Source organism: Paraburkholderia aspalathi (assembly GCF_905220735.1).
Lineage (GTDB): Bacteria > Pseudomonadota > Gammaproteobacteria > Burkholderiales > Burkholderiaceae > Paraburkholderia > Paraburkholderia aspalathi.
The window spans coordinates 313,108-338,519 of the sequence record NZ_CAJNBA010000004.1 but is presented as its reverse complement, the minus strand read 5'-3'; the positions used below and the strand labels follow the sequence as shown (position 1 = coordinate 338,519).

The following is a 25,412-nucleotide window of genomic DNA, read 5'->3' as shown; positions in this document are numbered from 1 at the left end:
GGAGCGGGACATGACATTTTCTATTGTTGGACGTTGTCCGGAATCCGGGCAGCTTGGCATCGCGATCAGTTCGTCCAGCATCGCGGTGGGCGCTCGATGCCCATGGTTGCGCGCAGGCGTGGGCGCGGTGGCGACGCAGAACGTCACGCTGCCCGCGCTCGGCCCGCAAATTCTCGATCTTCTGGAGAACGGGCAACTCGATCCCGCCACTGCATTGGACCGTGTGCTCGGCGCGAGCGAGTGGAGCGAGTACCGCCAGGTGACGGTGATCGATAGCCAGGGGCGCACGGCGTTCTTCAGCGGTAAGGAAGCGTTGGGCACGTATCACGCTGTCGCCGGCAAACAGTGCGTAGCTGCGGGCAACATGCTCGCCGGCATCGAAGTGATCGAGGCCATGCTTCCGGCGTTCGAGCAGGCATCCGGCACGCTGGCCGATCGCCTGCTCGCGGCCATGCATGCCGCGATGGCTGCCGGCGGCGAAGCGGGGCCCGTGCATTCGGCGGCGCTCAAGATCGTGGGCGACGTGAGCTGGCCGATCGTCGATTTGCGAGTCGATTGGATCGATGACGACCCCATCGGTCAACTCGACACGCTATGGCAAGCGTATCGGCCGCAGATGCAGGACTACTTGACCCGGGCGTTGAATCCGACCGCCGCGCCTAGCTACGGAGTGCCCGGCAATGAATGACAGATCCAGCCGGGCGCTGCTCGAACGGCTGATCGGCTTCGCCACGGTCAGCCGGGACTCCAATCTGGACATGATCGAATTCATTCGGGCTTACCTGCAGGAACTCGGTGTCGAAAGCGAGCTGTTCTACAACGCCGAGCGCACCAAGGCGAATCTGTTCGCGACCATCGGCCCGCGTGAGCACGGCGGCATCGTGCTGTCCGGCCACACCGACGTGGTGCCTGTCGATGGCCAGGCGTGGACCGTCGATCCATTCCGTCTCACTGAACGCAACGGGCGGCTGTATGGCCGCGGCACGGCCGACATGAAGGGCTTCATCGCTTCGGTGCTGGCAGCGGTGCCCGGGTTTCTCGAGCGCGAGCTGAAACAGCCGGTGCACCTCGCCTTTTCGTACGACGAGGAAGTCGGCTGCCTCGGCGTGCGGCCGATGCTGGCGGAACTGGAGCGGCGTGCGCACAAGCCCGCCCTGTGCCTGATCGGCGAGCCAACCGAGCTTAAACCGGTGCTGGGCCACAAGGGCAAGCTGGCGATGCGCTGTCAGGTGAAAGGCGCGCCTTGCCATTCGGCCTATGCGCCGTACGGCGTCAACGCGATTCAATACGCGGCGCGGATGATCGGCCGTCTTGAAGAGATCGGCGAACAGTTGGCGCAACCCGAGCATCACGACGAGCGATTCGATCCACCCTTCTCGACCGTGCAGACGGGCGTGATAAAAGGCGGCCGTGCGCTCAACATCGTGCCGGCCGAATGCGAATTCGACTTTGAAGTGCGCGCGTTGCCTGGTTTCGACGCAAACCAGGTAGCCGACGAGTTGCTGACCTACGCCGAGGCTGAGCTGCTGCCGAAGATGCGCGCCGTGCAATCCGACACTGACATCCGCCTTCAGCCGCTCTCCGCCTATCCGGGATTAGCCACGTCGCCTGACAGTGAAGCGGCGCGTCTTTTGGCGCTGCTCAGCGGTTCCAATGAGTTCGGCACGGTTGCATTCGGCACCGAGGGCGGACTGTTCGATAAGGCGGGCATTCCAACGGTTGTCTGCGGACCCGGCAGCATGGACCAGGGGCATAAGCCGGACGAATTCGTCACCGTCGAGCAATTGCACCAGTGCGATGCGATGCTGGCTCGGTTGGGAGATTACATTTCGGCCACGGCCGCGTCGCGAGACGTATGCATCAAATAGCGAGACCACTGTCTCGCGCCGAAGTTAGACGATCAGCAAGACCACGCAACTCAAATACTTTCGAATGCCAGGCATGGCGATTCGGTAGACCGAACACGCCTGATTACGCATGGGCGCAGAGCATGCGACAGGAGTAAGAGCTTTGCATGGGACCAGAGTAACGCGCTAGCTCCTGTCAACACTGGAGACAAACTTGAATACTTCCGAACGCGACGCTTCGCCGTTGATCGAAAAACACACCATCGGCTACGTGCCGCCAGAAGATCGCCATGGCAAGGTGCGCGACCTGTTCACGCTATGGTTCGGCGGCAATATCGCGCCATTGCCCATCGTTACCGGCGCACTCGGCGTGCAGATATTCCACCTGAACTTGCTGTGGGGCATCGTAGCGATCATCGTCGGTCAGGCGGTCGGCGGCGTGCTGATGGCGTTGCATTCGGCGCAGGGCCCGCAGATGGGCATCCCGCAGATGATTCAAAGCCGTGCGCAGTTCGGTTCATGGGGCGCGCTGCTCGTCACCGTGATCGCAGGCGTGATGTACGTGGGCTTCTTCGCGTCCAATATCGTGCTTGCCGGGAAGTCCCTGCATGGCATCGAACATGGCATTCCGGTTCCCGTCGGCATCGTGCTCGGCGCGATGGGATCAGGGCTGATCGGGGTCATCGGTTACCGGCTAATTCATATTTTGAATCGCATCGGCACCTGGGTGCTTGGAATCGGGATTTTCATCGGGTTCGGCTATATCCTCACGCATATCTCTACAGGCGATTTCCTGACGCGCGGCGGATTCAACTTCGCCGGCTGGCTCGCGACCGTTTCGCTGTCGGCGCTCTGGCAAATTGCGTTCGCCCCGTACGTGTCCGACTATTCGCGCTATCTGCCGCAAAACGTGCGCGTCGCATCGACGTTCTGGGCGACCTACCTCGGCTGCACGATTGGCTCAACGCTCGCGTTCGTCTTCGGCGCAGTAGCCGTGCTCGCGGTGCCGCCCGGCGCCGACGCGATGGACGCCGTCAAGCAGGCCACCGGACCGCTCGGGCTGCCGATGCTCGTCCTCTTCCTGCTGAGCGTGATCAGCCATAACGCGCTGAATCTTTACGGCGCGGTGCTCGCGGCCATCACGTCGCTGCAGACATTCGCTTATCGCTGGATTCCCACGGCGAAGGCGCGTGCCGTGCTGTCGATTGCGATTCTCCTTGCATCCTGCTACGGAGCGATCGGCGCTTCGACGAACTTCGTCGGCAATCTGGTTGATCTCGTGCTCGCGCTGCTGGTCGTGCTGGTGCCGTGGACCGCGATCAACCTGATCGACTTCTATGTGATCCACAAGGGGAAATACGACATCCAGTCGATCTTCCAGGTGGACGGCGGCATCTACGGCCGCTTCAATCCGCAAGCGCTGATTGCCTATGGGATCGGCATCGTCGTACAGATTCCGTTCATGAGCACGCCGATGTATACGGGTCCCGTGCCGAAGTATCTCGACGGCGCGGATCTCTCGTGGGTGATCGGGTTGCTTCTGACATCGCCGCTGTATTACTGGCTCGCGTCGCGGGACACCGTCTATCGGCGCAGACAGTCCGGTGCAAGTGTCACGCGTGGTCCGGCGAGACAGTCATGAGCATACTGCGCGGTCACGACGACCGTGCCGATTTTCTCGCCGGAATCGATCTCATGCTTCGCGGGATCGAGTCAGCGGGTGGTCGCTAATCTGCCATAGCGGTACCCTGCTGCTTACTTCCCGCCAGTGACATCGAGGAATGTGCCGGTGATGAAGGAAGCCTCGGCGCCTGCTAGCCATAGGATCGCCCGCGCAACCTCTTCAGGTTGACCGCCTCTTCCCATGGGGATCGAGTCTTTAACGCGATCCACCCGTCCCGGCTCGCCGCCGTTAGCATGCATCTCAGTGTAAATGTGCCCAGGGCGAATGCAGTTGACGCGTATCCCATCCCGCGCGACTTCTTTGGCGAAGCCGATAGTGAATGTCTCAAGCGCACCCTTCGACGCAGCATAGTCGACATATTCGTTTGGACTGCCAAGCCGGGCCGACGCCGATGAGATGTTGATCACGGCGCCGCCCCGCCCGTTGTGACGATACGACATCCGCTTCACCGCCTGCTGCGCACAGAGGATGGGGCCGATCGAGTTGATCGCGAAGATACGCTGCATCCGCTCGAATTCGAGATCTTCCAGCCGGGACTGCTGCGCAATGATCGCAGCGTTGTTCACCAGCACATCGATCCGGCCAAACTTCCGGTCGATCGCGGCGAATAGCTCAGCGACCTGCTCTGGATCTGCGCTGTCTGCGCGCATGGCTAAAGGCCGGCGCCCGAGCGCTTCCACATCAGCCGCCACCGCACGGGCGGCAGACTCGTTGGAGACGAAACTGATCGCTACATCGTAACCTTGTGCGGCGGCAAGCCGCGCAGTCGCCGCGCCTACACCACGGCCTCCACCCGTTATCAGAATCAACGGAGCCTGCGGAACAGCATTCATTTAGTGATCCTCCACGTGATAGTGCCGGTATAAAAGAGCGCAAACGCGCAATGTCAAAGGCCCAAACAAACCGCCCCACCCGCGACGATCACGCACGCGAGCCAGCGTTTTCCACTGACCGTTTCACGCAGAAACCCACGCCCGATCAGCACCGCGAACACCACGCTGGTCTCGCGCAAGGCCGATACCGCACCCATCGCGCCCGACTGCAGCGCCCATATCACGATGCCATACGCCGCGATCGACACGAGGCCGCCGAAGAGCGATGAGCCGATTGCCATTGGCGCCGTCTTTACCGGTGCCCATAGCGCCACACTCCCACGCGTTACGACGAACAGAACCGGCATCAGCCAATAGAACAGGAACATCCACGCGGTGTAGGCGAGTGCCTCGCCACCGGATAAACGCACGCCGATGCCGTCGATCACGGTATAGATGGCGATCGTCACGCCGGTCGTCAGCGCGGCCAGCAAACCTGCACGCGACACGCGTCCCCTCTCCAGTGCGATTGCGACGATGCCACCCGATATCATCACGATCCCGAGCACATGCAACGGACCGATCGCCTCATGCGCAAAGAGCGCCGCGCCGAGCGTGACGAGCAGGGGCGACGAGCCGCGCGCAATCGGATACGCCTGCGCCAGATCGTTGCTGCGATACGACCGTACGAGCGTCACGTTGTAGACGACATGCACGAGTCCCGATGCGACGATGTACGGCCAGGCCGCGCCGGACGGTAACGGCGTGAAGAGAATCACGACCGTAGAAGTTGCCGCGATGGCGATGCTCATCCATGTCATGGACAGGAACCGGTCGCCATTGCCGTGCAGCATTGCGTTCCAGCTCGCGTGAAGCAGAGCGGCGAGGAGAACGAAGCCGCCGGTATAACTGAGCATTCGAATTCCGGAAAGACAAGGTATGAGGAAGAATATCTATCTTGTGGTCGGCCATCAAACCAGATAAATTGGCCATTCGCGTTAGATAAACTATTCCGAATGAAGCGGACGTTGCCTCCTCTCAATGCATTGCGTGCCTTCGAGGCCGCAGGCCGACTCGGCAGCTTCAAGGAAGCCGCTGCGGAACTGCACGTCACTCACGGCGCGGTGAGTCAGCACGTTCGACTGCTCGAGGAGTGGCTCGGCGCATCCTTATTCGAACGGCACAACCGGCGCGTGGTGCTGACCCCGGCGGCCGAGGCCTACCTGGCGGAAGTCGGTCCTTTGTTCGAGCAGCTCTCGCAGGCAACCGCCCGATATGGTTTGCTCGAAACGGTCTCGCGAACACTGTCCGTGAACGCGCCCGCGACCTTCACGTTGCGCTGGCTGGTGCCGAAACTGGCGCAATTTCGCGCCGAGCATCCCGACGTGGACGTCAAGGTGGAGACGTCGAACGAGTCGGTGGAGAGCTTGAAAGAGATCTATGACGTCGTTATCCGGGGTGGTCCGGACACGTTTTATGGCTACTCGATGCAGCTTTTCCTGTCCGAGGAGAGACTCCCGGTCTGCAGTCCGGCACTCTTGCAACGACTGCCGCTTCGGACGCCAGACGACCTCCGGGAGCATACGTTGCTGCACACGTCGAGTCTGCCGCGACTCTGGCCGGACTGGCTGGCGAGAGCACAGATTTCCGCACTCCGCCCGGCTGCCACCCTCACCTTCGATCACTTCTATCTGACGTTACAGGCTGCCATCGATGGCATAGGCATCGCGATGGGACCGACTGCGCTTGTCTCAGACGACCTTGCTACCGGCCGGCTTGTCGCGCCGTTCGCTGGCCCTCGCCTACCGTCGCGGAGCTATTGCACTTACGTTCCGGATGGGAGGTCTGCAGATGACGTGATCGTGCTGTTCCGCTCATGGCTCGAGCGCGAGGGGATGCGTTCACGAACGGAGACGGCCCCTTAGATGTGGGCTCGCTGAGCGCTATCGGAGCGGGGCGACTGAAGCGCTCCGACGCCTAGCTTATCGAGTCGACTGAAAACGCGATGTCCTTTTGCGCTTCGAGCACCCTCAGACGCTCAGCCAACGCAGCCCTGATCGAGTCGTAGGCACCGCCGCCAAGCGTCAGGCGTAACGGCGGATGTGCCGAGTCCGCCGCGACGATCATTGCGGTGACCGTCTTGCCGGCATCGCCCCGAATTGCAAAGCTGTTGGATGCGATTGCCCGCCTGACGTCGCCCGCCGGGGTATCGTCGTACTCGGGCATCGGCACCGCGTGATCGAGACCGGCACCGAACTGCGTGCTCGTCGGCCCCGGCTCCACGATCACGAAGTCGATGCCGAATGGCCCCACCTCCTTCGCTACCGACTCCACGAAACCTTCGATGCCCCATTTCGTAGCGTGATAGAGGCTGAAATTCGGGTAAGCGATCTGTCCACCTTCGGACGAAACCTGAACGATCCGGCCGCCGCCCTGGCGGCGCAGGTGAGGCAGCGCCGCACGGATGACCTGAATCGATCCTGTGAGATTGGTGGCAATCTGCCGCTCAATCTGTTCATCAGTCACTTCCTCGGCCGCGCCGAATAACCCGTAGCCCGCGTTGTTCACGACCACATCGATGCGGCCCATCGCTTCGAATGCGGCGGAGATATTCGTGTGCACCTCGCGGATGTCGGTGACATCGAGTGTCAACACATGCAACCGGTCGTCGTACTGTTGCTTCAGCTCATCGAGCGCCCCCTCGTGCCGCAGCGTCGCGACGACCCGATCGCCGCGTTGCAGCAGGCGCTCCGCGAGTAGCCGGCCGAGGCCTGACGACGTGCCGGTGATAAACCAGGTCTTCACCATGGTGTGTTTCTCCAAAGAGTGGATGGAATGGCATTGCCTGATCACCAGTCTAGGGACCCGTCATTGGTCAGAGAAGTCTCTATAGTACGTATGACCCCGTGAAAATTCGCCACCAATGACCAAGCCGACACTCGCCGATCTCACCGCGTTTTCCGCTGTCGCAACGCATCGGAGTTTCCGCCGTGCCGCTGATGCACTCGGCGTTTCGCGCTCCTCGCTAAGTCACGCCATGCTCGCCCTGGAGCGCGAATTGGGCGTACGCCTGCTCAACCGCACGACGCGCAGCGTGTCGCCGACAGAAGCCGGCGAAGCATTGCTCGCCCGGCTTGCGCCCGTGCTCCGCGATCTCGACGAGGCACTGGACGCCGTCGCCGATGCGCGCGGCAATCCGAGCGGCACGCTCAGGATCAACGCCAATGAGGGTGCAGCGCGACTGTTATTGAAAACGGTGGTGCCGCGTTTTCTGAAGCGCTTTCCCGGCATGGCGCTCGATCTGGTTGCAGAGGGGCGGCTCGTGGATATCGTCGAGCAAGGTTTCGATGCCGGAGTACGGCTTGGCGAGTCGGTCCCGCGCGACATGGTGGCGGTGCGCATCAGCGACGATCTTCGCTTCGTAGTCGTTGCGGCGCCTTCGTATCTCGCGGGTCGAACACCACTCATCACGCCCGACGACCTTCGCAGCCACGACTGCATTCGCCAACGTCTGCCGAGCGGCAAACGCTACCGCTGGGAGTTTCGCAAGCACGGGCAGGAGGTGGCGATCGATGTTCCCGGCGTGCTCACGCTGGATCACAACGGTCTGATGGTCGAGGCCGCGTCCGATGGTTTGGGCCTCGCGTATGTACCGGAGTCCACGGCCCGCGACTGGCTGGACGACGGCCGGCTGGTTACCGTGCTGGAAGATTGGTGCCCGTTCATCCCGGGGCTCTGCCTGTACTATCCCGGGCATCGCCACGTGCCTGCTGGCTTGCGGGCGTTCATAGACGTGCTGAGAGAGGTCAATCACTAGCGCATGTGGATGTCCGTTGTCGAGGAGACTGGCCGACCGCCCAGGTCGCATGCCGTCTGCGCCGCCGTTGAAGACGGCGGCGCAGCTCCTTCAACTGAAGCTATTGCGCTGTCGGCGCGCTAACGCCATCGATGTCCGGCGCCCAACCCGAAGGGTTCGAGAAAATCAGCGCGTTCGTGTTGCCCGCCTTGAACGTGCCCGTTACAGCGAGCGTCGAGACGGTGCCCCAGCCACCGCTCGGCGGAAACGACACCGTGACAGGCGTTGATCCGTTAAAGCTGATGTCCGCGGAGCGCGGCGCCGAGTCGCCGTTCGCATAACCCACCAACACAGTGTAGGTACCGTCCGCGGGGACACTAATGTCGTTGATCGTCAACGTCCCGCCGTTGCCGATATAGCCGACGTCCGAACCACCCGAACAAGCGCTGCATGTCGAAATACGCGCGCCACCGGCGAGTACGCTGGTCGACGCTTCTGCCTCGTAGGCGGCCTTGAACGGCGGTAGCGTCACCGGGCCGGCGACGACAGTGACTGTGCCGATCTCGGGCGTGGGCGCGCTGCTGTCCGCGCTCGACAACGTCAGCGAGTTAGCCCCGCCGGCTTGCAGCGGCACGTAGACCGTGACCGTGCCAATGCGCCCTTCGCCGCCGGTCGGCGGAAATGCCACGGTGGTCGGCTGGCCGCCGTTTGTCGAAAGTTGCGCGGTCAGCGTTTCGCGAGAGCGGTTCGCATAGGCAATCGCAACGTATCCGCCGGTGCCGGTCGATGCGACGTTGCCGAAGGTCACAGTGCCAAGTCCCCGAACGATCTTGCCGCCGTCGCAGTCCGAGCAGTGCGTGTACGACGCGCCACCGCCAAGTGAGGTCGGCTGGTAGGTCGTCGCGGCGACGTCCTGTCCGCTTACCAGGAGCATCACCGCGCCGCCCGCCGGCACCGTGGGGGCCGTATACGAAGTGACAAACGAGCCGAGTTGCTTGCTGGCCCAGAGATCACGCACACTCGCGTGCGCGTTCGGCACCAGGCCGAGTTGCTGCCACGTGACCGTCATCGGCGCGTCCGTCGCGCCGTTGTTGAACAGCACGACAGCACGCTGTCCCTGCCCGGCCAGAAGCTTCGCCCACACCTGCTGTGCGCCGGACTGCGCTACCTTTACGCCTTGTGTGCCAAGCAGGTCCTGGTCGACCGCAATGACGCCGGTATTGGTCATCAACTGCGTGGCATCCGCGGTCAGCGGCTTCGACAGGTCGTTGCCGAGAATCAGCGGTGCGCCGGCGATCGCCCACAGGCTCATGTGCGCCTGATCGTGAACCGCCGTCATGCCCATGCCGACCACCATCATGTCGGGGTCGTTGTAGAAGCCGGTGTGCTGGCCCTCGGGGTGATAGTTGCCCAGAAAGTTGCCGGTCACGCTGCCGAAGTTCGGCGCGCCGCTGTTCGGCCCATAGATGTCGCCCGTGGTTCTCCACATCCGGCCAACTCCGGCGGCCCACGCCCACGGTCCCTCGTTGAAGTCGGGGTACGTGCTGTTATTGGCGATGGTGCCCCAGTCGCAGATGCTGAGCGTCACGCGGTGGCCGGTCTGCACGTATGCCTTGTCGATCGCGTCGGCAATGGCCGTATAGGCTTGCTGCGGATCATAGCCGGCTGCGCTGCCCCCGCAGAAGTCAACCTTCACGAAGTCGAATCCCCACTGCGCGAATTGCAGGAAGTCGTGATCGTAATGCGCGAAATCGCTACCGACAAAATGCGTGCCGTTGGTTCGCGTGCCGCAACCCTGCGGGCCGGCGTCGATGTAGATGCCCGCTTTCAGCCCTTTGCTGTGGATATATTGCGCGATGGCTGGCATGCCGCCCGGCCATTGAGTGTTGTCGATGACGAAGTTGCCGTTGGCATCTCTCGTTCCTGAGGTCCACCAGCCTTCATCGGTGTTCACGTACTCGTATTGCGCGCCGGATTTTATCTGCGCATTCAGTGCGGAAAGGCCATCGGCTTCGGCCTTGATCGTGTTGTAATTCACGTTCTCCGCAAGGCTGTTCCATGACGACCATCCCATTGGCGGCGGCACTACGGCAATTTGACGAGAGAGGCGGCGGTTTTGCTGCGCCGCGGATTCGCTTTGCGCGGCAGAGACCGCTGCGGCCTGTTGACTCTTCAACGAAGCGGCGGCGCTACTACCGTCCGACGCATCTCCGCCGCAACCCGACAAACCCAGCGACACACTCACGGTTAATGCGGTTAACAGCGAAATGACACAACGTCTGTACACGAGCAGGTTCATGTCTGTCTCCTGGTTGAACGCTTGACTCTTGCGGCAGGGCTGTTTTGGGAGTGACTATATTCAGGTCTGCTCTGGAACTCCAAAAATTTTTTGTCATCCCAGCACGTGGGAATGTTTAGGGATACAGAAATTTATGCATAAAAGATAAAATCGAAGAGCCGTTATTAGACGGCAATGCGAATTGCTAGAGCAGTTGCAATTTCAAGCCTCATCCCGTTGTTTCTGCAGTGCGGAAAAAGTAACGAGTTCGACCTGACCATAGCAATTGGGAAGCGGTCGCGATAATCTCCAGCATGCGCGCCGCATTGACCGTCGCTGTCAAAGAGGTTCAGAAACATAACCGGGAGACGTTTCACAATGTCTGACCAACGCGGTAGTCAAACTGTCACGATGTCTGACCGAACCGGTAGCCAATCTGCATTGCGTCAAGTTGCAGCTTCGAGACTTTTTCTCGGCGCAACGATTGCGATGTTTCTGTCGGGTCTCGGCGCGTCGGCGGCTGCGCCACAGATCGTTCTGTTCCTCGCGAAGGAACTCGGCGCCTCGCTGCCGTTGGCGGGATTCTATTATTTGACCAGCCTTGCAGCGCCAGTCGCGGGGTATTTCGTCGGCCGCTACTCCGATCGTACAGGGAATCGTCTCGGTCTTTTTCGCCTTTGCGCTGTGGCGGGTTTTGTGGGCTGGGCGGGGCTCGCTCTCTCTACTTCGGTCTGGATGCCCTTCGTCATCGCCATCGCTTTGCTGGCCGTTTCCGGTGCTACCGCCTCGCAAATTTTTGCGGCAGTGCATGATGAACTCAGCGACAGGCCCGGCGAGGCAAATGAAAGTGTCGTTGCCATCATCCGTATGGCGCTGACCGGCGGATGGATCATCGGACCTGTGCTGGGAGCGTGGGTGGCGGCTGCCTATGGCCTGCGTCCCATGCTTTGGATGACTGCCATCTGCATGCTTTTACAGATCGTACCTCTCGGAACGCTGAACCCGACCGCCAGGATCAAGCCAGAGTCGGCGAGTGAGCACGCGCATCACTCCAGCCTACGTGCCATGCTTCCACTGCTGACGTTCACAGGACTCTTCGTTCTGGTCTACGCAGGGGAGCCAGTGAAATACGGATTCCTGCTGATCTACATGGAAGAACACTTAAAGCTGAGTCCGGCCCTACGGGGAGCGGTCATCGGAATACAGCCGTTCATCGAGTTACTCATCATGCCCTTCAGCATCGGCCTCGGCCGCAAGCTCGGCAACGTGTGGTTGATGTGTATCGCGGCCGCCATGGGAGTGTGTGCCAATCTTTGCTTTGCGCTCTGGTCGTCCGCAGCGGGCATGTTCGCCGGACAGATTCTCATGGGCGGTGTGTGGGGCATATTTATGGTTCTGGGCATCATCGTCGCTCAACGCCTACTTCCCAATGCGGTAGCGACGGCCTCGGCAATCTTCATGAGTTCGACTGCTCTCGCCTCGGCGTTAGGAGGCGTCGCGGGCGGTTTCGGCGTGGCGTTTCTGGGCCTTCCCAATGTTTTCCTGCTGCCAGCGCTTTTCGCGGGTTTAGCAGTTATTGGGCTGGCATTGATGGCACGCACTAGCCGAGTTACTCGTCGTGCGGCGGGACTTTGATGAGCACAAACCACAACACTGCCAAAATGATAAAGAAGGGAATCGAATGCACTTTGAGTCTTCCGGTGGAGATGACTCAGAGCATAGCGATTACAGCCCCGGATAGGTGTTTCCATCGGTTTCGCTGCCTTACGCTCCATGACTTTCATGGCCTCACATACTCGAAACACGGCGCAGGACACTTCATTTTTACCGAGGTAACGAAGCGTAAGTTCGCAGCCGCGGCGAAAACCTCAACGCTCAGCTCTTTTCCCCTTCCTTCACCGCCCGTCCATTGCCGTCAGCAATTGGCCGGCTCGCTCTGGCGACTCGCTATACGCGATCCCGTACAATAAGTCGTTTCGAATCCCGCGACAGATCGCACTTTGCTCCAGCCTTCAGCGCCATGAATCACGATATCGAACACGCTCTCGCCGCCGCGCAGGAGAACCTCCAAGCCGGTCGGCTCGACGATGCCGCAGGTCTGCTGCGCGGCATTCTGGCGAGCGTCCCCGACCACGGCGAAGCCCTTTCAGGTCTCGGTTATATCGCCGCCAACCAGGGCGATCATGCACGCGCAGCGGAGTACCTGGTGCAGGCATCGGCGCACGTGTCAATGTCTATGGATCAACTGAACTTCGCCGCACAGGTGTGTGAGTTGGCGCAGCGTCACGATGCTGCGATAGCGCTGTTCGAGCGCTGCCTGACGCAGTTTCCGCACCATGCTGCCTCGTTGTATGGTGTCGCAATGTCGCTGATACAGCTTGGCGAATTGCAGCGGGCACTCGAGGCGTTGGTGCATCTGTGCAAGATCCAGCCACAATCAGCCGAAGCGCATTACAACCGTGGCACGCTGCTCGGCACGATGGCCCGCTATGAGGACGAACTGGATGCCTATCAGCAGGCGATCACGCTCAAGCCGCGGTTCGTACGCGCATACGTTAATCTCGGGGTCGCGTTGCGAGATCTCGGGCGCTTTGATGAGGCACTGCTTCAATTCAAGAAGGCGCTCTCGATCGATCCGAACGACGCCGGCGCACGCACCAATCGAGCTCAGACGAATTTGCTGCTCGGCGAATTCGAACACGGCTGGCGCGAATACGAATGGCGTTGGCGTGATGGCACCTGCAGCCACGGTTTTCCGCAGAACACCCTATGGACCGGCACCCAACCGATAGATGGCAAGACAGTGCTCGTTCATCATGAGCAGGGGTTCGGCGACACGCTGCAATTCGTGCGCTTTGTGGATCGGCTCAGTACAGCTGGCGCTCACGTCATGTTGCGTGTTCAGGATGCCCTGTTGCCGCTCCTCCAAAATTATCGGGGTGCGGCCGAAGTCATCGGTGAGACAGGGCAAGTGCCACATTTCGACTATCACATTCCAACCCTGAGTCTGCCGTTTGCGCTCAAGGTTCGTGCGCCCGATCTCGCGCTATCCGGTCCATATGTAGAGGCAGACGGTGCGCTTGCCCCTCAATGGGACGATCTTTTTACAGGCTCCATTCGACGGCCGAGCGTTGGGATCGTGTGGTCGGGAAGCCGTACGCATCTGAACGATCACAATCGATCCATTTCGCTGGAGCAACTGAAGCCGGTGTTCGATGCAGACGCGGATTTCTTCGCGTTGCAACCGGATGTACGCGACAGTGATCGCGCGCGCCTCGCGCAACTTGAGCAGCGCGGGGTGCTGCGCGATGTTTCCGGGCGGCTCACCACGTTCGCTGAGACTGCTGCGCTGATCGCTCGCCTCGACCTCGTGATCAGCGTCGACACAGCCGTGGCGCATTTGGCTGGGGCGCTTGGGAAGCCGGTATGGATTGCTTTGCCGTTCATGCCGGACTGGAGATGGCAACTCGACCGAAGCGATAGTCCGTGGTACGCAAAGGCGCGACTGTTTCGACAAACGACGCGAGACGATTGGACTGGCGTCGTTGCTGCGCTCCGCGCGGAGATCGACGCATTGCCGGGTCCAGACAACGGAGAATACTTGCCGTCGATCGAGTGTCCAGTTTAAAGCCCTCTTACGGACATTCGTCACGGTGATTCGACAGGCGGTTGCGGGTCGTTCACGGAAATTCGGCACGGAACCGGGTTGGCCATGAACCGGCATTCTCCCGCACAGTCGCATGGACATTTTCGCGGCCGTCACCCGACCCACTGCAAATGACGGTTACACTGGATAACCCATGTTCAGGTGCCAGGAGACTTCTATGAGCAAGCACGCCCTCGTATCGATTACCACCACCTTACTGTGCGCGGTTGCCCTGACGGGTCTGACCGCCACCCCTGCTCAGGCAGGCAGCGCGTCGGTGAAATGCCATCTGACCTACAGCATGTCCGGATGGTCGGCGATTTATCAGCATGCCGAAGGACGCGGCAAAGTAAGCTGCAGTAATGGACAAAAGGCCGCTGTCACCATCAGCGTGCACGGCGGCGGCCTGACCGCCGGCAAGTTCCACGTCAGCGGCCGCGGCGAAATCACCCATGTCTACAGCATCAAGGATGTGTTCGGCAGTTACGCGCAGGCCGGCGCTTCGGCCGGCGCGGGGAAGAGCGGTACTGCGCAGGTGCTGACCAAGGGAACCACGTCGATGGCGTTGAGCGGCAGCGGTGAAGGCGTGGACCTTGGTGTAGCGGTCGATGACTTCAAGATTGAACCGGTGCACTGAGACCGGGCACTGTCCGGTCAGGAGCCGGCGTTCAATCACGGCTCTCAGATAGTTGACAGAGAGCGTCGGGTCTAACTGACTTCAGTCTGAACCGACTCCGCGCGATCGTACGGGCGCGTTCGCCTCGAACTTGGCGCAATGCGTCGAGAAAAACGTGCGGACGTTGCGAATGTTCGATGAGCTCGTGAACAGACGGCGAGCAAGCTCATCGTAAGCAGCCATGTCCATGACATCTGCGACCACGACGAAGTCCGGCCCTGGCGACACGCGATAACACTGCGTGACGGCCGGTTCCGCACAGATATACGACTCGAAACGCTGATGGTCTTCCGCCGTTTGCCGGTCGAGACTCACCTCGATGATCGCGGTCAGCGTCGGGCCGAGCTTCGAGTGATCGAGGATCGCAATCTCGCGCTTGATCACGCCGCTCTCCCGAAGCCGGTTTACGCGACGCAGACACGTCGGCGGGGACGTATGCGCGCGTTCCGCGAGTTCGATATTCGACAGCGAGCAATTGGTTTGCAGAATGCCAAGAATGCGCAGGTCAAGCTCGTCAAGTGTGATGCCGGGCACGCGGACCTCGCAGCGAGTAATGGGTGAAATTAAATTCCATCACACTTCATCGGCGATTCAAAATTCTATTTGTTAATGAATTATGAAATTTACTTTCATATGACCACCCTTACTATCGCAGCATCGGTTCCCAACGAACCCTTTGCGGAGAAAAGTGATGTGTGGAATTGTCGGTGCGGTCGCCCAACGAAACATCCTGCCTGATCTCGTCAACGGCCTGAAGCGACTCGAATATCGCGGCTACGACTCGTGTGGCGTAGCGCTCTATCAGGACCGGGAGCTCGTGCGCGCACGCAGCGTAGACCGCGTCGCCACCCTGCAACAGGAGATATCCGATCGCGGCCTGTCCGGCTATACCGGCATTGCACACACGCGGTGGGCAACGCATGGCAAGCCCGTCACGAACAACGCCCATCCGCACTTCTCGCCCAATGCCGAGTCACCGCGAATCGCGCTCTCTCACAACGGGATCATCGAGAACTATGAGGAATTGCGCGCGACGCTTCAGGATCACGGGTATGTATTTTCGAGCCAGACCGATAGCGAAGTCATCGCGCATCTGATCGACTATCTGTACGACGGCGATCTGTTCGACGCGGTACGTGAAACAGTCGCACGACTGCGCGGCAGCTACGCCATTGCGGTGATCTGCCGTGACGAGCCGCATCGGTTGGTGGGTGCGCGCGATGGCATGCCGCTTGTGATCGGCATCGGTGAAGGCGAGAACTTCCTCGCGTCTGACGCGATTGCGCTGTCGGGCGTGACGGACAAGATCGCGTACCTCGAAAATGGCGACGTCGTGGACGTCCAGCTTCATCGCCACTGGATCGTGGACGCTGCCGGGCGACGCATCGAACGTCCCGTTCACACAGTTGCCGCGCACAGCGGCGCGGCCGACCTCGGCCTGTACCGCTACTACATGCAGAAGGAGATTTTCGAGCAGCCACGCGCCGTCGCGGACACCTTGCAGGACGTGTCGTCAATCATGCCGGAACTCTTCGGCGACAACGCCTGGCGCGTGCTGAATTCAGTCGACTCGGTCGTACTGCTCGCGTGCGGCGGCAGTTTTCATGCAGCGCTAACGGCCAAATACTGGATCGAGAGCCTCGCGCAATTGCCCGTCAATGTCGAGATTGCAAGCGAGTACCGATACCGTGAAAGCGTCGCCAATCCGAACATGCTAGTGGTGGCGGTATCGCAAAGCGGCGAAACAGCGGATGTACTCGGCGCCATTCACGTCGCGAAACAACGTGGCATGCTGAAGACGCTCGCAATCTGCAATGTGCCGACCAGTGCGCTGGTCCGCGAATGTGCATTGAATTTCATCACGCGCGCCGGCATCGAGATTGGCGTTGCATCGACCAAGGCATTCACGACGCAACTTGTCGCGCTCTTCATGCTGGCGCTGACGTTGGCGCAAGTGCGCGGCCGTCTGTCCGAGGACGACGAAAGAACCCATCTGCGTGCGCTGCGTCATCTGCCTGATGCGATGAGCAAAGTGCTCGCGCTCGAACCGCACATCATGGCGTGGTCCGAGATTCTCACTCGCAAGGAAAACATTCTGTTTCTCGGGCGCGGCATGCACTATCCGGTTGCACTCGAAGGCGCGTTGAAGATGAAAGAGATCTCATACATTCACGCTGAAGGATACGCAGCGGGCGAATTGAAGCATGGGCCGCTGGCACTGATCAGCGACCAGATGCCCGTGGTCGCCGTCGCGCCGAACGATCGCCTGCTCGAAAAGCTTAAATCGAACATGCATGAAGTGAATGCGCGTAACGGCAAGCTTTTCGTTTTCGCCGATATCGATTGCGGGCTTTCGCCGAGTCCCGATATCGAGGTGATCCGGCTCACCGAATACTACGGCTTGCTCTCACCCATCCTGCACACGATCCCAATGCAACTGCTCGCTTTTCACACGGCGCTCGCGCGCGGCACGGATATCGACAAGCCGAGGAATCTTGCGAAGTCCGTGACTGTTGAGTGACTGACATGCCAAGTCAAACCGGACTCTTAGCGGGAGAATCTTGCAATCCCCATCGGCTGGTGGTTGTTGAGGGCATCATGGGATCGGGCAAGTCAACGACCATGCGTTTCATTGCGAAACGCCTACAAGATGCGGGGCGCGCGGCGCTACCTATCCACGAACGGACCGACCCACACCCAGTGCGCGCGACCGATGAACTCGAACACTGGTTTGAGCCGTGGCGAGACGCAACACCACAGAATCTCGCGGACCGTGCATTGGCCAGATGGAGTGCTTTCGTCGACGACACGCGGACAGACATCTCGATTCCGGTATTGGACGGTCAGCTTTTTCACGGAGACCTGACTCATTTACTGCTGATGGAAGCGGACCCCGCGCTCATTTTCGACTACGTACAGAATCTCGCAAAAGTCATTGCACCGCTCAATCCTTTCGTCCTTTACTTTTGGCAGGAAGATGTCGAAGAAGCAGTCAGAATGGTCTGCGCAGAACGTGGCCCCGAATGGATCGACTATCAGGTCAACTGGAAACTCGCAGCTCCCTACTGCGTGCGCAAGGGGTTCGCCGGACTAGATGGGCTGATCTCCCTCTATCGGGAATACCGTCAACTCACCGATGACTTATTTAGCGAACTGCCGCTAACCAAGCTCGCGATTGAAAATTCGAGAAGAGACTGGCCGACATATAACAGGCAAATTCTGCGCGAGTTGGGGTTGCCGACGGAATGAGGGTGCAGGCAGTAAGAAGCAAGCCTTCCAAATGCCCGTCGGCCACGACCAGATTGACAACAATCGTTGCCAAATGGCTACGGCCGAACGTTAGCTCAACCCATCGACCACTAATGCCGCGTAAGCATCAGGTTCAAGTTCTGAACCGCAGCGCCGGATGCGCCCTTGCCAAGATTATCGAAAACCGCGGACAGCAAGACGTGCCCATGTTCCACGTTAGGAAACACGCTTAAGCGCATGTCGTTCGTACCGTTCAGCACTTGCGGATCCAGGTGCTTCAAGACGGACGATTCGTGCAGCGGCAAGACACGTACGTGGGCCGCCTCGGCATAGTGGCGTGCGAGGCATGCGTGTAGCGTGGCGCCATCCACATCGGGTGCCAGCAGCCGCAACTCCAAGGGCACCGTCAGTACGATGCCCTGGCGGAATGCACCATACGCAGGGACGAAGATGGGGCGCTGCGCGAGCCCGGCGTGCTGCTGGATCTCCGGGGTGTGCTTGTGCGCGAGTTCTAGACCATATACCTGGTATGAAGGCGCGTTGGCAGCACCCTGCCCCTCATGCTCCTCCACGCCGGCACGCCCGCGTCCGGAGTAGCCGGACACCGCATGAATGCTGACAGGGTAGTTGCCTGGTATGAGCCCAGCCTGCAACAGCGGACGCAGCAAGCCAATGGCACCGGTCGGATAGCAACCGGGATTGGTGACCCGACGTGCGCTCACAATGCGCTCAGCCTGTCCCTGCGTCATTTCCGGAAAGCCGTATGTCCAGTCTGGCTGCGTGCGATGAGCGGAACTTGCGTCGATAACTCTGACGGCAGGATTAACAATGGCGTCCACTGCCTCGCGCGCAGCAGCGTCGGGCAGACAGAGGATGGCGATGTCGCAGGCGTTGATAGCCTCTGCGCGACGCCGCGGATCTTTGCGTTCTGCCGCTGGAAGCGTGACCAGTTTCAGATCGGTCCGGTCGCGCAGCCGTTCATGGATCTGCAACCCGGTGGTGCCTTGGTCGCCGTCGATGAAAACAACGGGAGAGCTCATAGTTGGAATACTCCGCTGAATATAGGTTGTAACAGGTAGAACGAGCCCCTATGTTCCATGGACGGCTAGAATAGAGAAAGTTGAATTTCATAACGTGAATATTCAGTTTTTCTGAATCTGGACGCCGACATGAGAGAGATCAGCCTGGACCGCTTGCGCACTCTGGTCGCCATTACCGACCGTGGCTCATTTGCCGATGCGGCGCGTGCATTGAACCTGGCGCCGCCAACGGTCAGCCTCCACATCGCTGAACTCGAAGAACGAATTGGGGCTCCCCTCCTGTCACGCAAGCGCGGACATGTCCGGCCGTCGGCGATAGGAGAGGTGCTGGTGGAGCGCGCGCGTCGACTGCTAGCCGATGCGGAGCAGGCACTAGACGACATTCAACGCCAGGTGCAGGGGCTCGAAGGGCGCGCGCGGCTCGGTGCGTCGACTGGCGCGATCGCGCACCTGTTGCCGCAAGCGCTTGAGGTGCTGCGCCAACACCATCCCGCTATCGACATTCAGATTGCAGTACTCACGTCGCATGAAACGTTGTCCCGACTGGCGGATGGAACGCTGGATGTCGGGCTGGTCGCACTGCCTCAGCCACCGGTGGCTGGACTCGTGATAAAGCCTTGGCGCCGCGATCCCGTGATGGCCTTCGTGCCGGCGCACTGGCGGTGCCCGGCCCGCGTCACGCCTGAATGGCTCGCCGCCCAGCCTCTCATTCTCAATGACGCGACCACACGTCTCTCGCGTCTGACCGCGGAGTGGTTCGCGGCCGGGGGGCACCATCCTGTGCCGCGCATTCAGCTCAACTACAACGACGCGATCAAGAGTCTGGTAGCGGCGGGTTACGGCGCAGCGCTGTTGCCCCATGAGGCCACTACGCCCCTACCCGACAAGCGCATTGTCATGCGTCCGCTGCGCCCGGCGTTGTGGCGTCGACTCGGCATTGCACATCGCGCGGGGTACGTTGAGCGTTCCACGCAACACGTACTTGATGTGTTGTGGGACCTGAGATTGGCGTAGGTGTTGCCATTTGCCGCTTCGGTTCGTTCTCGCTGGGACAGTAGCCTTATTGCACGCCACGACGAGCGAATGGCCGGTTTGTAGAAATTTGACTGAGCGGACTGGGTCGATCTGAGCCGCTCGTCGTCCAGCTGAGTTCGGCCAGGAGCCGTCACTCACCGTCTGGCCCCGCATCCGGATCGCCCGGTGCGCCAGTGCCCGCCTCGCTTTGCGGCCGGTGGGCGCCGCAAAGCGCAAGCGGTTCTTCACTCGTTCGGCCAGAAAAGAAACGGCCCTGTACGTCTGGTGGGCTATCATGCCTATCCTCTCCGAAGTAGCTCCTTATGATTTCCGTCCGTAATGTCACGCTGCGCCGTGGCGTCAATGTCGTACTCGACCGCGCGTCCGTCACCTTCACCCCCGGCGAAAAGATTGGCCTTGTCGGCCGCAATGGCGCCGGCAAGTCATCCTTCTTCGGCCTTCTCAACGGCACGCTGCACGAAGACGGTGGCGAGTTCTCGATTCCCGCTGCGTGGAAGATGGGCCAGGTCGCGCAGGAGATGCCAGAGACCGAGCAGAGTGCGACCGACTTCGTCATCGAGGGTGACACCATCCTGCTGGCAGCGCAGGCCGAAGTAACCGCCGCTGAGGCCAGCGACGATGGCATGCGCATGGCGCACGCCTACATGGCCCTGCACGACGCCGGTGCACACGATGCTCCCGCACGCGCCCAGGCGCTGATCCAAGGCCTGGGCTTCAGTGCTGCGCAGCTTGGCCAGCCGGTCAACAGCTTCTCTGGCGGCTGGCGCATGCGACTGCAGCTGGCGCGCGCGCTCATGTGTCCGTCCGACTTGCTGCTGCTCGACGAACCGACCAATCACCTCGACCTCGACGCGCTGGTCTGGCTGGAAGCGTGGCTCAAGCGCTACGAGGGAACCATGGTTGTGATCAGCCACGACCGCGAATTCCTCGACGCGGTGACGCAGGTGACCGTGCACGTCGACAACGCCAAGCTGGTGCGTTATGGCGGCAACTACAGCAAGTTCGAAGAGATGCGCGCCGAGCAACTGCTGTTGCAGCAGGCCGCGATGGCGAGGCAGGCGGACAAGATCGCCCATCTGCAGAAATTCATCGACCGTTTCAAGGCCAAGGCCTCGAAGGCGAAGCAGGCGCAGAGCCGGGTCAAAGCGCTCGAACGCATGGAGAAGATCGCACCGGTGCTTGCCGACGCGGAGTTCACCTTCGAGTTCAAGGAGCCGCTCAACGTCCCGAACCCGCTATTGTCGATGCTGGACGCGAGCTTCGGCTACCCCGCGCTGGCCGACGCAGCGCCGGACACGCCGCCGACGGTCATCGTGCGGGGCATCAACCGCTCCGTGCTGGCCGGGCAGCGCATCGGCATTCTCGGTGCCAACGGTCAGGGCAAGTCGACGCTGGTGAAGACGGTGGCGCACGAGCTGGCGCCGATTGCCGGCGAAATCAGCGAAGGCAAAGGCCTGAACATCGGCTACTTCGCCCAGCAGGAACTCGACGTGCTGCGTCCCCTCGACACGCCGCTGGAACACATGATCCGCCTTGCGAAGGACACGCCGGCGCACCTGCGTGCCCCCGGCCAGAGCGGCACCGAACAATCGCTTCGCACCTTCCTCGGCACCTTCAACTTCAGTGGTGACATGGTCCATCAGGCGGTCGGCACGATGAGCGGCGGCGAAAAGGCGCGGCTCGTGTTGTGCATGATCGTGTGGCAACGCCCCAACCTGCTGCTGCTCGACGAGCCCACCAACCACCTCGACCTGGCCACACGCGAAGCGCTAGGCATGGCACTCAACGAATTCGAAGGCACAGTGTTGCTGGTCAGTCACGACCGGTCCCTGCTGCGCGCGGTCTGTGACGAGTTCTGGCTCGTTACCAAAGGTGGCGTCGAGCCCTTCGACGGTGATCTCGACGATTACCAGCAGTTCCTGCGCGACGAAGCCCGTCGCATGCGCGAGCAGGCTGCCGGGGAGCAGAAGGTCGTCGCCTGAACTACCTCCTGGCAGTTCCAGTTTGGAAGCTGCCATAGCGCTCGCATCGAGTCGAAGGGCCGCTCAGGGTTGCCCTGAGCCGTTCATCGTTGGCCTCATTGCGACCAGTTTCGCTCGTTCGCCGCCATCTAACTTGCGGCTTTGGCCTCTCTTGCCAACTGCATTGCTTTTAAACTGTCGCGTGAGATAGTCAAACCTCACTGAGTAGAGCCTATGGCCACAAAAAATCCAGCACACGTGGCGCACTGCCAATGTGGCGCGGTCGAGATCAGCGCCTGGGGTCAGCCCATTATGGTCAATGCGTGCTACTGCGACGACTGCCAGACCGCAGCCCAACGTCTCGCCGCACCCGCCAATTCAGGGCGAGCGTCCAGCGTCGACGGCGGCACGGAGTTCATGGTGTTCCGCCGCGATCGCATTGCCTGCACGCGGGGCGCAAACCGACTCCAGGCGATGAGGCTGACCGCCCCCTCGAAGACCAGACGGATGATCGCGAGTTGCTGCGCAACACCGATGTACATGGCTTTTGACGACAAGCGGCCCTGGGTGTCAGCGTTCCGCTCCCCTTTCGGAGCGGATGCGCCGCCGGTGGAAATGCGGATCTGCACCCGATTCAAACGCTCGGAAGCGGAGGCCGAAGACGGCTTGCCCAGCCATCCCGGATACCCTCCGGCAATGATGATCCGGATCTTGGCCGTCTTGCCGTTCATGCTGTTCAGCAAGCCGGTCGGCGCTTTGCCGTAGCGCGATTGTTCGATGCTCTTGGATGCGCCAATGGCCGGCTGGGGTCAAGCTGTGCCGACCGTGTCGGGCGGCGGTCGACAAATAAGCGACACTCGACGGTCTTGTCAAAATTGACGACAATCCGATGCCTGGCGCGCGCTTCGGACAATTACACCGTGTCAATGACGACGTGCTCGACGCTTTTTGCTGCTGCCAGTCCACTTTCCTGCTTGTAACTCGTTTCTGGCTAACTGACTGATGCTGAACGGCTCGACTTCAATTGGTGTTTTCGATTCAGGTTTGGGAGGTATGTCCGTAGTCGACGCAATTCGTCGACGCTTGCCAGACGAGTCAATCGTCTATGTTGCAGACTCGCAATTTGCGCCGTACGGCGAGAAGCGAGTCCCGCTCGAACAGCTAGCGGACGCTTTGTCGCTTACCAGGAACCGAGTGGATTCCGTCCAGATCGGTATGTAACGAAAGGAGACGGTTGGTCCCTACACCTGAATCGATCCACTTTTCAGCCGTCGTTGTTTTCCTTCCATGCATACCGCCGTCATGCTCGCATCCCAGACCGGTTCTGCGAGGGAATCAATAACGGTTTCGGATCGCACTTGCACACGCACCAGTCATAGCTCAACGCCTGCTCGCGGCCATTGGCCCCCCTGTTCGGAAGACGCTCGCCGACGCATAGAATCCAGCCCATCGTGTCGCATTTGGGACATGAAACCTGATCGCCTTCATATGCGACCGCGCGACCGTTGAGGAGGTCCGCGCGAGAACCGGCGAAGACTCGGCCGCCCGCGGTGGTTGTGTCGCCATCGCAGATATCAAAACGTTGATTCACTGATGATAGGTTCCTTGGAAAGACTGTGATGCGTTGAGTAAATCTCTAAGAGGCCACCGCTAAGGTGTGTCTGTGAAGGGGACGAAATGCCACCACAGTCAAGCCGCAAACCGGGAATCGACAAGGTGCCCCCATTATTTCCAACTCTTACTCTGACGCAGACTCTTCCGAATCGATGAGGCATCCTTAAATCGAAAATGCACCATCTTACCCTCCTGTTTTCCGTCAAACCCCGAACCAAAAAAATCCGACATTTCCTTATTTTCCGAGAAAACTATCTCACCACCTTCATTTTTTTGAGCTTCAAACGCATGCACTTCATAGTAGTCGCCTTCCGTATCGATGCCGGACAGGTAATAACGCCACTTCACAATTGCAAATAGCACTTGCTTCCCGCCGACCTTATTTTTGAAAGCGCTAACTAATTCCGGATAAGCAGGCCCATCTTGATTAAATTCCGCAATCGGAATCACCTCCCCTTCTCTACGCGCAAGTCGCATCAAAAGTTTTTCAGGTTCTTTTTCGATTGGCTTCGTTTCAATCCAATCTGGAATCGAAATTAGATCGATACGTAGCCTGCCAATGCTCGACGCATCGGAAGGGGATCCTGCAAACACCGAAACCGACGAATATATCAGTGCGACAACTATATTGATCCTTGCAAAAAAACCGATAGCACTCTTCACACTTCGACACCTTTAAATATTTTTTCACTCATGATTCTATGGTCATTGCCTCTTCGAAGCACGTAGCTAGTAGCGTTACGCCTTCTGCGAATTATTGCGATTGGCATCTGCCCATCCCCACACTCCCCGCAGAATTTAGCACCGACCTCTATTATTGAGGGAAACCCTGCATATACATGGAAAACGGCAAATGCCTCGATTTATCAGGCGACACCCACTCTCCAGAAAGTGCACCATCAACAACAACCCCATGAAAGTAACCAGAAATAGCCCCAGATTTCCCACCAAACTCCGTCATTGCGAGCGTGCCGTCCTGCGCCAAACTTCCTTGCACCTTTATGAATTTCTCTGAACGATGGAGATATCGATACTGACCAGTAATAGAATCTCCATTTTTTCTCACAGCAATTTCTATAAGATGTTTATTATCTAGCAACCCAGTCAAATCATACTGGCCATTGTTCATCGGAACTTTCAAAAGACGACATGCCATCAAATCCAAAGGTAGAACGCTGTCCTCTGAGCTGAACGGAACAAAGCACTGCTCACTCCTGGTTTCGCGCGTACTCGTTGCCACGTACAGCTTTGTGCTGGGCCAGCCAGAAGGCAGAAGCGAACTAAATTGTTGTTTGGACGCCAGATCCCCCGCGCGGTCCAGAATGTCGTCACTGACCTTTAGTTTCTGAGTGACGATTTTTCGGCCCGACCAAAGCGGACCGGACTTCGCCGAAGAGGCCATAAGTGAGGTCGAGAAATAATAGACGGAATTTGCGACCCACCTCTCATTTATTTTAGCCAATGGAATCGCCGTGACAAGTCTATCGCTCGAATGATTTTCTTGAACAAGAGCATACTGATTTCCATATTTATAAACGGAAACGTCAGAAAACATGCCAACGTTGCCGACGTTGTTTGCAACTACATCTCCAGTACTGCGATCCAAGAGAGACCCGCTCTTATCAAGATACAAATCGCATGCGGCGACCTCTTTGTAGCAAATCACGGCGGCGCTCGCATGCGTCACGTAGAAGACCGCAAGAATGGATAGCAGACTTTCTTTCATACGCATTTCTTTAGAAAAATTCAAATTTATCTTCAAATCAATAAATAT

General features: G+C 59.6%; 22 protein-coding genes and 1 pseudogene. 14 read left to right on the top strand and 9 right to left on the bottom strand.

All coding sequences use genetic code 11. From position 1 onward, the window contains the following. Positions 1–10: 10 nt before the first annotated feature. From KHO30_RS24255 to KHO30_RS24245, 3 genes are all read left to right on the top strand, one after another. Entirely contained in the window at positions 11–688 is a 678-nt protein-coding gene (locus KHO30_RS24255) for a DUF1028 domain-containing protein (protein ID WP_211702576.1), read from the top strand. Next, a complete protein-coding gene (gene argE, locus KHO30_RS24250) occupies positions 681–1,868 on the top strand; it encodes an acetylornithine deacetylase (protein ID WP_211702575.1) in 1,188 nt (395 codons plus the stop codon). The genes KHO30_RS24255 and argE overlap by 8 nt, the downstream gene beginning before the upstream one ends. A 193-nt stretch (positions 1,869–2,061) precedes the next feature. After that, on the top strand, positions 2,062–3,489 hold the full coding sequence (locus KHO30_RS24245) for a purine-cytosine permease family protein (RefSeq protein ID WP_211702574.1): 1,428 nt from the start codon (positions 2,062–2,064) through the stop codon (positions 3,487–3,489). Between the two features lie 113 nt (positions 3,490–3,602). On the opposite strand, the gene KHO30_RS24240 is transcribed toward KHO30_RS24245, so the two are convergent. Both KHO30_RS24240 and KHO30_RS24235 read right to left on the bottom strand, forming a co-directional pair. Then, positions 3,603–4,364 carry an SDR family oxidoreductase gene (locus tag KHO30_RS24240; protein ID WP_211702573.1) on the bottom strand — a complete coding sequence of 254 codons (762 nt, stop codon included), beginning with the start codon at positions 4,362–4,364 and terminating at the stop codon, positions 3,603–3,605. 53 nt (positions 4,365–4,417) lie between these two features. Next, on the bottom strand, positions 4,418–5,260 hold the full coding sequence (locus KHO30_RS24235) for a DMT family transporter (RefSeq protein ID WP_211702572.1): 843 nt from the start codon (positions 5,258–5,260) through the stop codon (positions 4,418–4,420). A gap of 99 nt (positions 5,261–5,359) precedes the next feature. Here KHO30_RS24235 and gcvA point away from each other — a divergent pair, with 99 nt between their 5' ends. Next, complete coding sequence (gene gcvA / locus KHO30_RS24230; protein WP_211702571.1) at positions 5,360–6,268, top strand: transcriptional regulator GcvA; 909 nt, start codon at positions 5,360–5,362, stop codon at positions 6,266–6,268. 52 nt (positions 6,269–6,320) lie between these two features. On the opposite strand, the gene KHO30_RS24225 is transcribed toward gcvA, so the two are convergent. Beyond that, positions 6,321–7,151: an SDR family oxidoreductase gene (locus KHO30_RS24225; RefSeq protein ID WP_093646149.1), complete on the bottom strand. Its 831-nt coding sequence runs from the start codon at positions 7,149–7,151 to the stop codon at positions 6,321–6,323. Between the two features lie 115 nt (positions 7,152–7,266). On the opposite strand from KHO30_RS24225, the gene KHO30_RS24220 reads away from it, so the two are divergent. After that, positions 7,267–8,160, top strand: coding sequence for a LysR family transcriptional regulator (locus tag KHO30_RS24220; protein WP_211702570.1), 894 nt, complete (start codon positions 7,267–7,269; stop codon positions 8,158–8,160). A gap of 100 nt (positions 8,161–8,260) precedes the next feature. Here the strand turns inward: KHO30_RS24220 and KHO30_RS24215 are convergent, their stop codons facing one another. Further along, a complete protein-coding gene (locus tag KHO30_RS24215) occupies positions 8,261–10,438 on the bottom strand; it encodes a carbohydrate-binding protein (protein WP_244864122.1) in 2,178 nt (725 codons plus the stop codon). A gap of 357 nt (positions 10,439–10,795) precedes the next feature. On the opposite strand from KHO30_RS24215, the gene KHO30_RS24210 reads away from it, so the two are divergent. The 3 genes from KHO30_RS24210 to KHO30_RS24200 all read left to right on the top strand — a co-directional run bounded on the left by KHO30_RS24210 (position 10,796) and on the right by KHO30_RS24200 (position 14,700). Beyond that, complete coding sequence (locus KHO30_RS24210; protein ID WP_200653315.1) at positions 10,796–12,052, top strand: MFS transporter; 1,257 nt, start codon at positions 10,796–10,798, stop codon at positions 12,050–12,052. A gap of 385 nt (positions 12,053–12,437) precedes the next feature. After that, complete coding sequence (locus KHO30_RS24205) at positions 12,438–14,045, top strand: tetratricopeptide repeat protein (protein WP_211702569.1); 1,608 nt, start codon at positions 12,438–12,440, stop codon at positions 14,043–14,045. 196 nt (positions 14,046–14,241) lie between these two features. Continuing rightward, on the top strand, positions 14,242–14,700 hold the full coding sequence (locus KHO30_RS24200) for a hypothetical protein (RefSeq protein WP_093646159.1): 459 nt from the start codon (positions 14,242–14,244) through the stop codon (positions 14,698–14,700). A gap of 81 nt (positions 14,701–14,781) precedes the next feature. Here KHO30_RS24200 and KHO30_RS24195 read toward each other — a convergent pair whose 3' ends face one another. Beyond that, positions 14,782–15,273: an Lrp/AsnC family transcriptional regulator gene (locus tag KHO30_RS24195; RefSeq protein WP_200619143.1), complete on the bottom strand. Its 492-nt coding sequence runs from the start codon at positions 15,271–15,273 to the stop codon at positions 14,782–14,784. A gap of 157 nt (positions 15,274–15,430) precedes the next feature. Between KHO30_RS24195 and glmS the strand changes: the two genes are divergently transcribed. Both glmS and KHO30_RS24185 read left to right on the top strand, forming a co-directional pair. Beyond that, on the top strand, positions 15,431–17,260 hold the full coding sequence (gene glmS, locus KHO30_RS24190) for a glutamine--fructose-6-phosphate transaminase (isomerizing) (RefSeq protein WP_211702568.1): 1,830 nt from the start codon (positions 15,431–15,433) through the stop codon (positions 17,258–17,260). Between the two features lie 5 nt (positions 17,261–17,265). Continuing rightward, positions 17,266–17,988 (top strand): P-loop NTPase family protein, encoded by a 723-nt coding sequence (locus KHO30_RS24185; protein ID WP_244864121.1) that lies wholly within the window; start codon positions 17,266–17,268, stop codon positions 17,986–17,988. 110 nt (positions 17,989–18,098) lie between these two features. Here the strand turns inward: KHO30_RS24185 and argC are convergent, their stop codons facing one another. Next, the gene (gene argC / locus KHO30_RS24180) at positions 18,099–19,028 is read right to left on the bottom strand and encodes an N-acetyl-gamma-glutamyl-phosphate reductase (protein WP_200619189.1); all 930 of its coding nucleotides are present in this window, start codon (positions 19,026–19,028) and stop codon (positions 18,099–18,101) included. Positions 19,029–19,157: 129 nt separating this feature from the next. Between argC and KHO30_RS24175 the strand changes: the two genes are divergently transcribed. The 4 genes and pseudogenes from KHO30_RS24175 to KHO30_RS39330 all read left to right on the top strand — a co-directional run. Next, positions 19,158–20,042, top strand: coding sequence for a LysR family transcriptional regulator (locus KHO30_RS24175; protein WP_200619141.1), 885 nt, complete (start codon positions 19,158–19,160; stop codon positions 20,040–20,042). A gap of 323 nt (positions 20,043–20,365) precedes the next feature. After that, positions 20,366–22,045: an ABC-F family ATP-binding cassette domain-containing protein gene (locus tag KHO30_RS24170; RefSeq protein ID WP_211702567.1), complete on the top strand. Its 1,680-nt coding sequence runs from the start codon at positions 20,366–20,368 to the stop codon at positions 22,043–22,045. Between the two features lie 213 nt (positions 22,046–22,258). Further along, positions 22,259–22,789: a GFA family protein gene (locus tag KHO30_RS39775; protein ID WP_425312912.1), complete on the top strand. Its 531-nt coding sequence runs from the start codon at positions 22,259–22,261 to the stop codon at positions 22,787–22,789. 237 nt (positions 22,790–23,026) lie between these two features. After that, positions 23,027–23,167, top strand: a pseudogene (locus KHO30_RS39330) (glutamate racemase); the annotation flags it as partial. Between the two features lie 157 nt (positions 23,168–23,324). On the opposite strand, the gene KHO30_RS24160 reads toward KHO30_RS39330, so the two are convergent. From KHO30_RS24160 to KHO30_RS24150, 3 genes are all read right to left on the bottom strand, one after another. Next, the gene (locus KHO30_RS24160; protein ID WP_200653309.1) at positions 23,325–23,615 is read right to left on the bottom strand and encodes a PAAR domain-containing protein; all 291 of its coding nucleotides are present in this window, start codon (positions 23,613–23,615) and stop codon (positions 23,325–23,327) included. A 134-nt stretch (positions 23,616–23,749) separates the two neighbouring features. Next, complete coding sequence (locus KHO30_RS24155; protein ID WP_200653308.1) at positions 23,750–24,301, bottom strand: hypothetical protein; 552 nt, start codon at positions 24,299–24,301, stop codon at positions 23,750–23,752. Positions 24,302–24,452: 151 nt separating this feature from the next. Continuing rightward, entirely contained in the window at positions 24,453–25,364 is a 912-nt protein-coding gene (locus tag KHO30_RS24150) for a hypothetical protein (RefSeq protein ID WP_200653307.1), read from the bottom strand. Positions 25,365–25,412 lie beyond the last annotated feature (48 nt).